Origin of the sequence: Halanaerobium praevalens DSM 2228 (assembly GCF_000165465.1) — a bacterium.
GTDB lineage: Bacteria > Bacillota > Halanaerobiia > Halanaerobiales > Halanaerobiaceae > Halanaerobium > Halanaerobium praevalens.
In genome coordinates this window covers 734,565-749,009 of the sequence record NC_017455.1, presented here as the reverse complement: position 1 = coordinate 749,009, position 14,445 = coordinate 734,565, and the positions used below count along the sequence as shown (strand labels likewise).

General features: G+C 29.2%; 14 protein-coding genes. All 14 read right to left on the bottom strand.

The window, feature by feature from the left end:
- Nucleotides 1-1,803: a DNA primase gene (gene dnaG, locus HPRAE_RS03415; RefSeq protein WP_245528279.1), complete on the bottom strand. Its 1,803-nt coding sequence runs from the start codon at nt 1,801-1,803 to the stop codon at nt 1-3.
- Nucleotides 1,804-1,832: 29 nt separating this feature from the next.
- Entirely contained in the window at nt 1,833-2,849 is a 1,017-nt protein-coding gene (locus HPRAE_RS03410) for a deoxyguanosinetriphosphate triphosphohydrolase (RefSeq protein WP_014552856.1), read from the bottom strand.
- Nucleotides 2,850-2,860: 11 nt separating this feature from the next.
- Nucleotides 2,861-3,667 (bottom strand): pyruvate, water dikinase regulatory protein, encoded by an 807-nt coding sequence (locus HPRAE_RS03405; RefSeq protein WP_014552855.1) that lies wholly within the window; start codon nt 3,665-3,667, stop codon nt 2,861-2,863.
- A 20-nt stretch (nt 3,668-3,687) separates the two neighbouring features.
- A complete protein-coding gene (gene glyS, locus HPRAE_RS03400) occupies nt 3,688-5,751 on the bottom strand; it encodes a glycine--tRNA ligase subunit beta (protein WP_014552854.1) in 2,064 nt (687 codons plus the stop codon).
- Nucleotides 5,752-5,756: 5 nt separating this feature from the next.
- Nucleotides 5,757-6,605: a glycine--tRNA ligase subunit alpha gene (locus tag HPRAE_RS03395; protein ID WP_014552853.1), complete on the bottom strand. Its 849-nt coding sequence runs from the start codon at nt 6,603-6,605 to the stop codon at nt 5,757-5,759.
- Nucleotides 6,606-6,687: 82 nt separating this feature from the next.
- Nucleotides 6,688-7,458: a DNA repair protein RecO gene (gene recO / locus HPRAE_RS03390; protein ID WP_014552852.1), complete on the bottom strand. Its 771-nt coding sequence runs from the start codon at nt 7,456-7,458 to the stop codon at nt 6,688-6,690.
- A gap of 16 nt (nt 7,459-7,474) precedes the next feature.
- Entirely contained in the window at nt 7,475-8,158 is a 684-nt protein-coding gene (gene deoC / locus HPRAE_RS03385; RefSeq protein ID WP_014552851.1) for a deoxyribose-phosphate aldolase, read from the bottom strand.
- 78 nt (nt 8,159-8,236) lie between these two features.
- Nucleotides 8,237-9,565 (bottom strand): magnesium transporter, encoded by a 1,329-nt coding sequence (gene mgtE / locus HPRAE_RS03380; protein ID WP_014552850.1) that lies wholly within the window; start codon nt 9,563-9,565, stop codon nt 8,237-8,239.
- 12 nt (nt 9,566-9,577) lie between these two features.
- Complete coding sequence (gene era, locus HPRAE_RS03375; RefSeq protein ID WP_014552849.1) at nt 9,578-10,459, bottom strand: GTPase Era; 882 nt, start codon at nt 10,457-10,459, stop codon at nt 9,578-9,580.
- Entirely contained in the window at nt 10,449-10,868 is a 420-nt protein-coding gene (locus tag HPRAE_RS03370; protein ID WP_014552848.1) for a cytidine deaminase, read from the bottom strand. The genes era and HPRAE_RS03370 overlap by 11 nt, the downstream gene beginning before the upstream one ends.
- Nucleotides 10,869-10,902: 34 nt before the next feature.
- Nucleotides 10,903-11,997, bottom strand: a complete 1,095-nt coding sequence (locus HPRAE_RS03365; RefSeq protein WP_014552847.1) for a DUF3048 domain-containing protein — start codon at nt 11,995-11,997, stop codon at nt 10,903-10,905.
- 17 nt (nt 11,998-12,014) lie between these two features.
- Nucleotides 12,015-13,274, bottom strand: a complete 1,260-nt coding sequence (locus tag HPRAE_RS03360; protein WP_014552846.1) for a hemolysin family protein — start codon at nt 13,272-13,274, stop codon at nt 12,015-12,017.
- A 29-nt stretch (nt 13,275-13,303) separates the two neighbouring features.
- Nucleotides 13,304-14,005 carry a diacylglycerol kinase gene (locus HPRAE_RS03355; protein ID WP_014552845.1) on the bottom strand — a complete coding sequence of 234 codons (702 nt, stop codon included), beginning with the start codon at nt 14,003-14,005 and terminating at the stop codon, nt 13,304-13,306.
- Between the two features lie 8 nt (nt 14,006-14,013).
- Nucleotides 14,014-14,445 carry an rRNA maturation RNase YbeY gene (gene ybeY / locus HPRAE_RS03350; RefSeq protein ID WP_014552844.1) on the bottom strand — a complete coding sequence of 144 codons (432 nt, stop codon included), beginning with the start codon at nt 14,443-14,445 and terminating at the stop codon, nt 14,014-14,016.

Genomic DNA, 14,445 nt, shown 5'->3' with positions numbered 1-14,445 from the left:
TTAGTCCCTCCTTTCAATATGATAATTTAAGCTATAAAAAGTCAATAAAATTCGATTCAATTTATCTAAACTTAACTCTTTTTTGCGCAATAAAGTACATAATTTCTCTTTGTTATTACAAACACTTTTAGAATTCAAATAAGAAGCTAATTCTAAAATATGATTTTCAGTTAAAGAATTATCCTGTTTAACTAATATCTCTGACCAATAAGATAAAAGCTCTGCTTCTAAGCTATCTTTAATTTTTTCTAATTTTACTGAATTACTAATAATTTTACCTTGAAAAAGATATTCAGCTAATTGAGCTGTTCTACCATTAAAATCTTTAGCAGTTACTTCATTAACTATCTTTTCTCTTAAAGCAGGATTGCTAATAAAATGAGCTAAGATTTCTTCTTCAACTTTTTGATAATATGATAATTGAGAATATAAGTCAAATTTTTTTTGCTTTCTTTTTTTAGTTTTAGCTCTATTAGGCTCTTTAATTTTCTTTTTTTCTAATTCTTTTGCTACTTCTTTGGCTAAAACTTCTGCTTTAAAATTAGTTTTAGCAGCAGCTCTTTCTAAATAAATTTCTCTTTCCAAATCCGCCTCTACTTCAGTTAAAAGTTCTACAATTGAGCGCAGTACTTTTTTTCTGATCCCAGGATCTGAAATATCTTTATTTTGAATTATCATTTCAATTTTAAAATCAATTAAATTTACAGCATTTTCTATATAATTATTAAAGGTAGAAGCACCCTCATTTTTTAATAACTGATCGGGATCACTCCCTTTTTCTAATTGAATTACTTGCACATTAATTCCAGTTTGACTTAAGATATCCAGACCTCTTAGAGTTGCTTTATTCCCAGCTGTATCAGCATCATATGCTATATAAGCATTTTCTGCATATCTTTTAATTAATTCAGCCTGTTCTTTAGTAAAAGCAGTTCCTAAAGAAGCAATTGAATTTTTAAATCCATTTTTATGAGCCTGAATAACATCAGTATAACCTTCCATTATAATACAACTATTTTTTTCTCTAATAGTTTCTTTTGCTAGGTGAAGCCCATATAAATTTTTCTTTTTACTAAAAATTGGAGTTTCAGGTGAATTTAAATATTTGGGACCATAACTTTTTTCAGATTTCAATATTCTACCACCAAAAGCTATTACTTCACCCCTATTATTAAAAATTGGGAAAATAACTCTATTTCTAAATTTATCATAATAAGAATTATTTTTACTTTTACTAATCAAACCTGCTTTTTCAAGTAAATCAAGACTAAAACCCTTTTTTTGCAAAAAATTTATTAAAAGCTGCCATTCATCAGCTGCATAACCAAGTTGGAAATCTTCAATTTCTTTTTTAGAAAAGCCGCGCTTTTTTAAATAATTAAATGCCTTTTTACCCATATTTGTTTCAGTTAAAAGATAATTATAAAATTGAGCGGTTAATTTATTCGCCGAAAAAACCCGCTCTCTTTTTTTATAATGCTTTCTTTGTTGATCATTTAAATTAGGTAACTCCATCCCACTTCTCTCTGCTAACATTTTTATTGTTTCAACAAAAGTTAAATTTTCAATTTCCATTAAAAAATTAATAGAATCACCACCTGCTCCACAACCAAAACAGTGATAAAAATTATTATCTGGATTAACAAAAAAAGAAGGAGTTTTTTCACTATGAAAAGGACATAATCCTTTATACCTATTACCTGTCTTTTTTAATTCTAGGTAATCAGAAATTAAATCTACAATATCAACATTTTCTTTTAATTCATTTATAAATTCATCTGAATATCTAGCCAATTTATCCACCAAACCTTAATTTAGTTAAAAGCTTTAATCTAATTATTTCTATTTTCAAACCAGGGTGTAGGAATAAAATATTTACTTCCTAAATTAATTGCATAGCGATCTGTCATCCCAGCAATATAATCAATTACTGCCTGTTTTTTATTTTCTTCAAATTCCAAGTATTCACTTGGAATATATTCAATATTTTCCATAAAAAATTGATAAAGTAACTTTAATAATCTTTTAGCCTTTCCCTCTTCACTTTTGCCTTCAGAACCAATATAAACATTTTGGAAAAGATATTTTCTTAATTCTTTAGTAGCTGTTTTAATTTTAGGAGATCTTTTGATTTCATTTTGCTTCCAGCTAGAATTAATTAAATCTCTAACCATAACATCAATTCTTTCTGAATGGGTATTGCCTAAAACTGAAATTGAATTTTTAGGCAAATCATTAGTTTCTATAATTCCAGCTCTTAGTGCATCATCTATATCATGATTAATATAAGCTACTCGATCTGCTATTCTTACAATCTGACCTTCTAAAGTAAAAGGTTTTTTAGGACCAGTATGATTTAAAATACCATCTCTAACTTCTAGACTTAAATTTAAGCCTCGACTCCCACTATTTCTTTTTTCTAAAAGATCTACTACCCTCAAGCTCTGAATATTGTGCTTAAATTCCGAACCAGTAATTTCTGTTAAAGCAGTTTCTCCAGCATGACCAAAAGGAGTATGGCCTAAATCATGTCCTAAGGCAATAGCCTCTACTAAATCTTCATTTAAATTAAGGGCTCTAGCCACAGTCCTAGCAATCTGAGAGACCTCCAAAGTATGTGTTAAACGAGTTCTATAGTGATCACCTTCAGGTGCAATAAAAACTTGTGTTTTATGTTTGAGTCTCCGAAAAGCTTTAGAATGAATAATTCGATCTCGGTCATGCTGGAAAATACTGCGAATATCACAATTCTTTTCTCTTTTTATTCTGCCTCTGCTTTCAGAGCTCAAACAGGCTACAGCTGCCAAGTTATCTTTTTCATTTTTTACTTGATCAACTCTAGAAAACATATTAACAGCCCCTAATCTTTAAAATATGATAAAACTTCAATTGCTGTTTCTTCAATATTTTTATCAGTTACATCAATTATTGGACAGCCAATTTTTTTCATTATTGAATCAGCATACTCAAACTCTTCTTCAATTCTTTCTTTAGCAGCATAAGTAGCATCATCACCTAAACCCATTTTTTTTAGTCTTTCAATTCTAATACCATTTAAAAGTTTAGGATCAATTGTCAGCCCAACGACTTTATTATTGTTATTTTCTAAAACTGCAGGATGGACTTCTACTTCGGGAACTAAAGGGACATTGGCAGTTTTATAACCCAAATAAGATAAATGAACAGAAAGTGGTGTTTTAGAAGTTCGAGAAACCCCAACTAATACTATATCAGCTTCAGCAATGCCTTTAGATTCATTTAAATCATCAAATTTAAGAGTAAATTCCATTGCTTCAATTCGGTCAAAATAAGCTTCATCTAATTGATATTTTAAAGCAAATTGCTGTTTTGGCTGCTTGCCAAGTCGCTTAGCCACAATATTTAATGGTTTTTCCATCATATTAATATATTCTAAATTATATTTTTCAGCAGTTTCATTTAAAAAATTTCTCATCTTAGTTTTGACGAAAGTATAGGCAATTATTGCATTCACTTCTTTTGCTTCCATAAGTATTTCTTCAATTTTTTCAATACTTCTTACAAAAGTAAATGTTTTCATTTTTAATTCATAATCTGGGAACTGACCAGCAGTTGATTCCATCAAATTCTTAGCAGTCTTACCAGTACAATCTGAAATAATAAAAACATCTAAATTATTATTAGCCATAATTACCCACCCCTTATTTTTTAATCTAAAGCTATTTCTTCAATATCTATAACTTTTGCTACTAGTGGTGTAATACTTCCTAATAAAGCTAATCTATTATTCTTTATTTTTTGATCATCTACCATAACCATTACATTATCTAAAAATTGATCAATGGCTGGTTTTAATTCTACTAAAAGATAAAGACCTTTTTTATATTTAGCAGAACTAAATAATTCTTTTATTTTAGTTTTTCTAGTTTTTAAATCTTTATATAACTTCTTTTCTTCGTTCTCAACTAATAATCCTGCATCAAACTCTAATTTATTTTCGGCTTTTTCACTTATATTTTTAACTCGAACTAATCCTCTCACTAAATCAACAAATAATTTAGAGTCTTCATTTCTAAACTCCATTAATTTATGAGCTCTTTGATATAAGTCAAATAAATTATGATTATTAACTTTAATAACAGCATTTATTATATCATATCTTATATTTTCTTCAGCTAATAAATTTTCAAGTCTTTGCAAAATAAATTCTTTTAATTTAGCTGCTGTAGAATCAATTTGTTCTAAATTTATTGCTACAATTTTCATTGAAGAATGAATTAACTGTTCTATATTAATTTCTAATTTATTTTCTAAAATAATACGAACTAAACCTGTAGCTTGTCTTCTTAAAGCAAAAGGATCTTGAGAACCACTTGGAATATTATTTAGCAGAAAATGACTACTTAAATTGAATAATTTTTCTGCCATTGCCAAAATAGTTCCACTCTTAGTTTCTGGAAGTTTATCACCAGCAAAACGTGGTAAATAGTGTTCAAAGATAGCAGTAGCGGTTTCTGCTGCTTCACCTGCTAAAAGAGCATATTCCTTACCCATTAAACCTTGTAAATTAGAAAACTCATTTACCATTTCTGTTGCTAAATCATTTTTAGCTAATTTAGCTGCTTTTTTAGCCATTTTTTTAGTCTCTGCTGTGTAAGCTAAAGTATCAGCCAAATTTGCAGTGATTTTTTCTAGTTTTTGTACTTTTTCATATACACTACCTATATCTTTTTGGAATACAATATCTTTTATATTTTCAGTTCTATTTAAAAATCCATATTTTTGATCTTCAGCAAAGAAAAATTGAGCATCATCTAACCTTCCTTTTAAAACCATTTCATTACCTGAGATAACTTCTTTTATAAAATCAGAGCCCCCATCTCGAACTCCAATAAATTCAGATTTTAATTCTCCTTTTTGAGAAACTACTGGAAAATAACGTTGATGTTTTTCCATAGCAGTAATCAAAACTTCTGCTGGCAATTTTAAATAACTAGAATCAAAACTGCCCTTAAAAGCAGTTGGGAATTCAATTAAATCTATTACTTCAGTCAGCAAAGAATCTTTGATCAAAGCTGAAGCACTTAAATCCAGTTTTTCAATTTGCTTTCTTATTTTTTCTTCTCTCTGCTTTTGTTTGACTATCACAGATGCATTTTCTAAAGTAGAAAAATATGCATCGGCTTCTTTTATTTCTAAATGACCTTCACTTAAAAAACGGTGACCAATACTATAATTTGAACTTTTAATTCCTGCAAGCTCAAGTTCTATTTTTTCTGAACCAAATAAAGCCAATAACCATTTAATAGGACGAATAAATTCCATTTTAACACTACCCCAACGCATAGCCTTTGGTAAGGGCACATTCTTGATTAATTGAGTTAAAATTCCAGCTAAAATATTTGCTGTATTTTGACCTTTAGTTATCTTTTCAGCATATAAATATCCATCTTTTTTTGTTAAATCAGAAACTTCTAAACCTTGCCCTTTAGCAAAACCTTCTCCTGCTCTAGTTGGATTACCATCAGCATCAAAAGCAATGTTTACAGCTGGTCCTCTAACTATTTCTTTATTATCTGTTTGTTTTTCAGCCAAAGCTTCAATTGCAAGTACTAATCTACGGGGTGTAGAATAAACATTTATTTCTTCATATTCCAAATTATTATTTTCAAAAATAGTAGCTGCTGTCTGCAAATAATCTTCTCTAAACCTCTGCATGGAAGCAGCTGGCATTTCTTCAGTTCCAACTTCAAAAATCAGATTTTTTGCCATTATTATCACTCCTGCTCTCCTGTATCTAAATAACTAGCTGCACATGCATGAGCTAGTTTTCTAACTCGCTTAATAAATCTAGTTCTTTCTGTAACACTAATTGCTCCTCTTGCATCTAAAAGATTAAAAGTATGAGAACATTTTAAAGTATAATCATAAGCAGCTAAAGCAAGATCTGCAGTTAAAGAACTTTCTGCTTCTGCTTCATAAATATCAAATAGATCAAACAAATGATCAATTTCAGCTATTTCAAAATTATACTTAGACTGTTCTACTTCATTTTGATGGTAAATATCACGATATTTAACTCCATTAGTCCAATTTAAATCATAAACATTTTCAACTTCTTGTAAATACATGGCTATTCTTTCTAACCCATAAGTAATTTCTACTGTTACGGGATCAGCCTTAAAACCTCCAACTTGTTGAAAATAAGTAAATTGAGTTATCTCCATTCCATCAAGCCACACTTCCCAACCAAGACCCCAAGCGCCCAAAGTTGGTGATTCCCAATTATCTTCTACAAAACGAATATCATGTTTTTGAGGATCAACACCTAAGGCTTTTAAACTTTCTAAATATATTTCTTGAATATTTGCTGGAGAAGGTTTCATAATTACTTGATATTGAAAATATCTTTGTAATCGATAAGGGTTATCTCCATAACGGCCATCTGTAGGCCGACGGCAGGGTTGAACATAAGCAGTATTCCAAGCTTCACTTCCTAAAGAACGCAAGAATGTAGAAGGACTCATTGTACCTGCTCCAACCTCAATATCATAAGGCTGCTCAATTACACACCCCTGTTCACTCCAAAATTTGTCTAATGAAAAAATAATTTCTTGGAAATTCATAAACACACTTCCTCTCGTACTCTTTTTATATATTTTTCATTAAAATAAAACCTCATCCTGCAAGGATAAGGCTTAAATTTAATTAATTATTCATTTTCCTGATTGTATATAGAAATGATAAAGATTTAGGTTCTAGTTCAAGGTGATAAACCAAAAACTTTTCTGTTATCTTATTAATCTTCTCTAAAGTTTGATCAGAAAACCGAGCCTTTTTCAATTGGGAAATTTCAGCAAAAATAATTTTATATAAAACTCTCATCTCAGATAGAGAAAAAACAGTTGACTTATAATATTCATTCTGATTAAAACAATTTTTACAAATTGTTCCTCCTTCTTCTACACTAAGAGGAGCTCCTTTTTTTAGATTTACTTTTTTACCACAAACAGTACAATTTTCAATTTCTGGTTTAACTCCTAATAATAAAAGTAATTTAGCCTTAAAAATAACAAAATTAAATAAAAGCTCATTTTTTTTAGCTTGGGCCATCTTTTCTAAGATAATAGCTAGTAGAGAAAAAAGAGCCTGATCAGCTTCAGCCTCTAATCCAGACCTCTCTATATATTCTGAAACTACACTAGCATAAGCCATATAATCTAAATCATCTCTTAATTTAGAGTTCATTGCTATTGATTCAATATGATTTATTTTAGCTAAAGACCTACCTTGATACAAAGTAAAGTTATGGTAACTAAAAGGAAGCACTAAGCCTGAGCGTGTTTTCTTGCCTTTGCGAGCACCTTTAGCTACTGCTTTTAATTTGCCCTTTTCTTTAGTATATAAAGTAATTAAACGGTCAGCTTCACCTAAATCAAATTGTTTTAAGACTAAGGCTTCTGTCTCAAAAGTAGCCAATTAATTCAACTCCTAATTATTCTTCATCATCAGTAACAATTGTAACCCCAGAACTAGCTCCAATCCTATTAGCTCCTGCATCAAGCATTTCTAGAGCCTGCTCGAAATTTTTAATTCCACCTGAAGCTTTAACACCAACTTCTCTACCAACAGTTTTACGCATAATACCTACATCTTCAACTCGAGCACCATAATCACCAAAACCAGTAGAAGTTTTAACAAAATCTGCTCCAGCATCTTTAATGATTTCACAAGCTTTTACAATTTCTTCTTCTTTTAAAAAACAGGTCTCTAAAATTACTTTTACAATAATATCAGAACTAACACCTGATTTTTTAGTTGCATCAACTACTGACTTAATATCAGTTTTAAAAATTTCATAAGCGCCTGATTTAAAAGCTCCAATATTCATTACCATATCAATTTCTTGAGCTCCATTTTTAATTGCATTTCGAGTTTCATAAGATTTCACTTCAGTGGTACTTGCCCCTAAAGGAAAACCTACTACTGTACACACTTTAACCGAGCTATCTTCCAATAACTTAGCTGCTAAAGGGACATAAATAGGATGAATACACACTGATGCAAATTCATGTTCATTTGCTTCCGCACATAGTTTTTTAATATCATCTACCGTTGCAGTTGGATTTAAATTTGTATGATCAATCATTTTGGCCATATCACGAGGTTTAATCGCCATTTTAAAAACACTCCTTATATTCTTATATTTTTGCTTTGTCAATAATTATATTCTACAAAATACAGCATAGTCCTGCATTTATACTAATTTTTCTAATAAAAAACTTGCCAAACTAAAATAAATAAAAAGTCCAGAAATATCAATTAAAGTTGTAATAAAAGGACCAGCTGCTACAGCGGGATCTATTCCAAAATAATCAATTATAAAAGGAATTATTGTTCCTAAAATAACTGCAGTTACCATTGTAGTAAACATAGAAATACCTACAACAAAAGCTATACTTAAATTTTGCTGCCAGAATAAAGTAATTAAAAGCAGAGAAACTGCAATCAGAACCCCCATTACCAGACCAGATTTAAATTCATTTAAAAGATGTTTTAAATAGTCTTCTTTTTCTAATTCATCTGTTGCTAAAGCTCTAACTACTATAGTTAGAGATTGAGTACCTACATTTCCTCCCATATCCATCAAAACAGGAATGAAAATAGCTAAAACTGCTACAGATTCCAGAGCCTGCTCAAATCTATTGATTACTGTCCCAGATAAAAGTCCTCCAATTAAAAGAATAAAAAGCCATGGTACTCTTTTTTTTACACCTTCCATAAAATTACCATGGATATCATAAGTATTAGTCGTACCAGACATTTTATATAAATCTTCAGTTGTTTCTTCTTCTATAATATCAATAATATCATCAACTGTTATGATTCCAACTAATTGTTGATAATTATTGATAACTGGAACTGCTAAAAGGTCATATTTAGCCAAAACCTTTGCTACTTCTTCTTGATCAAGATTAACATTGACTTGAACTACATTTTTATTCATCAATTTCCCTAATTCTTTATTTCTAGAAGCAGCTAAAATTTGCCTTACAGATAAAACACCTAATAATTTTTTGTTTCTAGAAATTACATAAATATAATATATCATTTCTGGTTCAATAATTAAATCTTTAATTTTCGTTAAAACTTCTGCTACAGAGTTATCAGCATAAAAAGCAATAAATTCTGTAGTCATTCTTCCCCCAGCACTTTGATCATCATATTCTAAGAGCTCTTTTAATTCTAAAGCTTTATTAGCTTTCATTAAATTTAATATTTCTTTTATTTTACCTACTTTTAGAACACTTAATAAATCAGCTGCATCATCAGTATACATTGCACTTAATATTTCAGCTAATTTGAAAGTAGATATTTTAGCTGCTATTTCCTTTTTAAAATCATTATCAAAAAAAATAATTATTTCAGCTAAAATTTCATAATTTAATTGGTCTAAACTCTCTAAAACTTTTTCTTTAGGTAAAGATTCCAAGAACTCTGCTACATCAGCTGGATAATTGTCATAATAAAAATTATAAAAACTGCTATATTTAGCAGGAGCTATTTCAGCTAATTTTTTATTCATTTAAATCACCTCTTATTTATAACCCATTCTTTTGAGGAGATTGTCTTTTTCTCTCCAATCTTTTAATACTTTAACCCAGAGATCTAAATAGACTTTGGTCTGCATTAAACCTTCAATTTCTTTTCTAGCTTGACTACCTATTTTTTTAAGCATTCTACCATTTTTACCAATAATTATACCTTTATGAGATTTTTTTTCGACATAAATATTAGCTCTAATATAATAATCATCATTATCTCTTTCTTTTACTTCTTCAACTAAAACAGCAACTCCATAAGGAACTTCTTCTCTAGTTAAATAAAATATTTTTTCTCTAATCATTTCTGCAAAAACAAATCTTTCAATTTGATCAGTTATCATATCATCTGGATAATATTGTGGACCTTCTGGTAGTCTATTAAATATTTCAGTTAATAAAGTATCTGTATTTTTATTATTTAAAGCTGAAATTGGAATTACCTCTTGTCCAACTTTTTGACTATATTCTTTTTGCCTTTTGATCAAATCTTTATTCGACATTTTATCTATTTTATTCATAACATAGATTATATCTTGTTTAGAACTTTTAAGTTGCTTATAAATCATCTCATCATTTTTACCCCAATAAGTGCTCCCATCTAAAATAAAAATAATTATATCGATCCCGTCTAAACTATTATAAGCTTCTCCCTGCATATATTTGTCAAGCTCATTTCTAGCTTCATGAATACCAGGAGTATCAATAAATATTATTTGCCCTTCAGCTTCAGTATAAATAGCCTTAATACTATTTCTAGTAGTTTGTGGTCTTGGAGAAATAATATTTATTTTTTCACCAATTAAAGTATTAACTAAAGTTGATTTACCAACATTTGGTCTACCAATAACTGTAACAAATCCTGATTTATAATTCATTGTTTTTCTCCATCGCTTGCTCACTAAAAGCTCCAGGTAAAAGCTCTTTACTTGTCATAGTAAGCTCTTTACCTTTTTTTGTCATCATTATAACTTCAATATCTCCAGCTGCAAATTCTTTAATAACCTGCCTACAAGCCCCACAAGGAGTTACTGGTTCTTCAGTTGAACTAACAATTAATAAAGCTTCTATTTTTCTTTTACCTTGAGATACAGCACTAAAAATCGCTGATCTTTCAGCACAATTTGTTAGACCAAAAGAAGCGTTCTCAATATTAACACCTGTATAAATAGAACCATCTGCTGTCAAAACTGCTGCTCCTAAAGGAAAGTCTGAATAAGGAACATAAGCATTTTTTTGGACTGCTAAAGCTTTTTTAAACATTTTATTTTTAATCTCTTCTTTCATTATTAACACCTCAAGTTAATTTTTCTATTTTTTATTAATAACTAACTTTAGTCTTTTTAGCTACAATTTGAATCCAAGTTTGCCCTGGATTAATACCTAATTTTTGATTTTTAGAATTTAAATAAACTATCTTATTATTTCTTTTTTCCCAACTACCATTAATTACAATTCCATCTCTAAAAAGCTTGATTTCACCGCCTGAACTAAGATCAATATCTTGTCTACCTTGATCATCTTTAGTAGATGTATTTACATATTGAACTATAATATTTTTAGCTGTTAATTGTTTTCCATTTTCACTTAAATGTGGATTATTATCACTTTTAATAAATCTTAAATAATTATTTTTTAAGCTTTGATACTTGTATAGAACATCATAAGCTCCCCAATAATCTATTTTAATATTTTGAGCCTCTTTAAAATCATTAATTATCGAAGCGGTTATAAAATTAAATTGTTTAGGATATTCTTTCTCAGTCAAATTAGCTATATATTCTGCCAAAGGTTTTTGACCAGAATATAAATTATGGGGTGCTTTTCTTTTACTACTCCGCCAAAAATATTTACTCTTATATAATTGATCCAAATTAAGAAGCTTAGAATCAGCTAAAAGTTGAAAACCATCTGGGCTAGCTCCAGCATGAAGAAATAAGGCATCATATGAACGAGCAATTTCTATTAAAGCTGGCCTGGCACTTCTAATTGGACCTATTTTAACAGGTATTTCAGGCCAATAAATGGCCAAAAATCTTGTTATTCCCCCTTCTAACATGAACTCATAGACTACAGCTGCCTCATCTAAACCAGTTTGAGGTCTAGCAGCTGGCGAGTTTTCAATAGCAACTGCTACTGCTCGATTATAATATTCTTCTTTAGTTGGTAAACCTGTAAAAGGTGAACTGGCCTCATAATTATTTTCAAAAATTTGATTCTCAGTTGAACTTTCAATCTCATATTTTTCTTCTAAACTTGCTATTTCTTCTTTTCTTTCTTGAGAGCTTAAATCAGTTTGAGTCTGGATTTGTTCTTCAGGCTTAGGCTTTTGACTTTTTTCTTTAAAACCACAACCAGTCAAAAAAACTAAAGTTATACTTAATAAGACCATTAAAATAAATAATTTTGATTTCATCTTCTCACCTCTAAATATTATTCAACGTTTTTAAGATCTAACTTGTTTTCATGAATTAATTTTATTTTACGAATTCGATTATCAATGATACTTTCAATAACAAAAGTTATTTTGTCTAATTCTAACTTTTCTCCTTGGACAGGTAAACGGTTTAAATAATATAAAATCAAACCACTTACAGTTTCATAGTCATCACTTTCAACTAAAGAAGTTGGTAAATATTTATTTAACTCATCAATATTTACTCTTCCATCAATCAATAATTTATTATCATCAATAACCTCAATATAGCTTTTTTCTAAATCAAATTCATCTTGAATATCACCAACAATTTCTTCTAATAAATCTTCAATTGTAATTAAACCAGAAGTTCCACCATATTCATCAACTACAATTGCCATATGTTCTTTTCTTTCTTTCATTTCAGATAATAACTGGTTAATTGGTTTACCTTCAGGGATAAAATAAATTGGTTTTACAAATTCTTCAATTGTTACAACTTTTTCTTCTGCAAGTAAAAGTTCAAGCAAGTCTTTAATATAAATCAAACCAATTATGTTATCAATAGATTCTTCAAAAACAGGAATTCGAGAATGTCCTTTTTCTACCCCTAACTTAATAAGTTCAGTTAATGAAGCATTTTTTTCAATACAAATAATATCAATTCGAGGAATCATTATTTCTTTAACAAGAGTATCATCAAATTCAAAAACACTTTGAATCATTTCCTGCTCAGTTTCTTTAATAACACCCTCACGTTGACTAACATTAACAAAACGTCTAATTTCTTCTTCACTTAAAAAAGCAGAAGAAATTAAGCTTTTATCTTTAACAAAAAGATTTACTACTTTGGTAAAAAGATAAATAAAAGGAGATAAAATTATCTCTAAATAATATAAAGGAACTGCTGCTAATTTAGCGTAAGCAATTGATTTGTTATTCCCTAATGATTTAGGTGTTATTTCTCCAAAAATTAAAATTAAAATAGTTACAACACCTGTTGCAATTCCAACTCCTTTACTTCCAAATAATTGAATTGACAAAGCTGTTGCTATGGAGGAAGCTGCAATATTAACTAAGTTATTACCAATTAAAATAGTAGTCAATAACCTAGTTTGATCTTGAAGAAGTTTATCAACTTTAACTGCATGTTCATCTCCTCTTTGGACTTTTTCTTTTATTTTTATCCGATTCACAGCCATAAAAGCAGTTTCTGAGCCCGAAAAAAAGGCAGATAAAACTATTAAAATAACCAAAAACAATAATTCTATATACATTATTAATTCCTCCACAGTCAACTATGTTATCAAATTCTAAAAAAATAAAAAACTATAAGTGTCGAAATAATCCCAATTAAAGCTCCTAATATAATTTCCTTAAATGAATGGGTATCTGCTTCTAAACGACTTTGGATTGTTAATAAAGCAAGTAATAAAGTTAAAGAAAGAACAATTAAATTATTAGTTAAAAACCAGATAATTAAAACTGAAGAAGCTGAAATAGCTGCATGACCACTTGCTACTCCACCTTTAAGTGGGGTTCCACTAATAAATATTGACTTGATTGCTATTATTAAAATAAAAATTAAAGTTAAATTGATAAAAATCAAATGCAAAGGCTCATGCCTAATATTAAAAATTAAATTTAAGGATAATTCTTGTGCCCTTTTAAAAAAAACTAAATAAGCAATAAAAACAGAATTAAAAGCTGCAACTACAACTGCAGCTGCACTAATATTTTTAGCAATTCTTGCTTTAAAACTATAATCTTGAGTTAAAATATCAATAATCACTTCTACTGCCGTATTTATTAGCTCAGCAAAAATAACAAAAGCAATTGAAATTATAACTAAAGCCAACTCTAATCTAGTTAAATCAAAAAAAAGACTAAAAAAAAGTACAAAAGTTGCAGCTAATAAATGAAACTGCATATTTCTTTGGGTTCTAATCGCATGGATAAAACCAGCAATTGCATAATTAAAGCTTTCTATTGTTTTTAAAATCCACATTTTAATTCCTAATTTCTGCTAATACCTAATTGAGTTAAAACACGCTCTTCTTTTTGTCTCATTTCATTTTTTTCTTCTTGACCATGGTGATCATAACCAAATAAATGCAGCATACCATGGACTGTTAAATAAGCTAACTCTCTTTTCAAGCTGTGTTTGTATTCTTGAGCCTGTTCAGAAGCTATTTGAGCAGAAATAATTATATCTCCTAGCACTTCAGCATCCATTGGAAAAGAAAGTACATCTGTCACTGAATCTTTATCTCTATAATCATTATTTAATTCTTTAATTTTTGCTTTAGTTACAAAAGCTATACTTACTTCACCACCACTATAACCTTCAATCTCAGCTGCAGTTACAACTACTTTTTCTAATAATTTTAAAATTTCTTGGTCAATTTCAACTGCTGTTTGACTATTATTAAAGTCTACATTAATCAT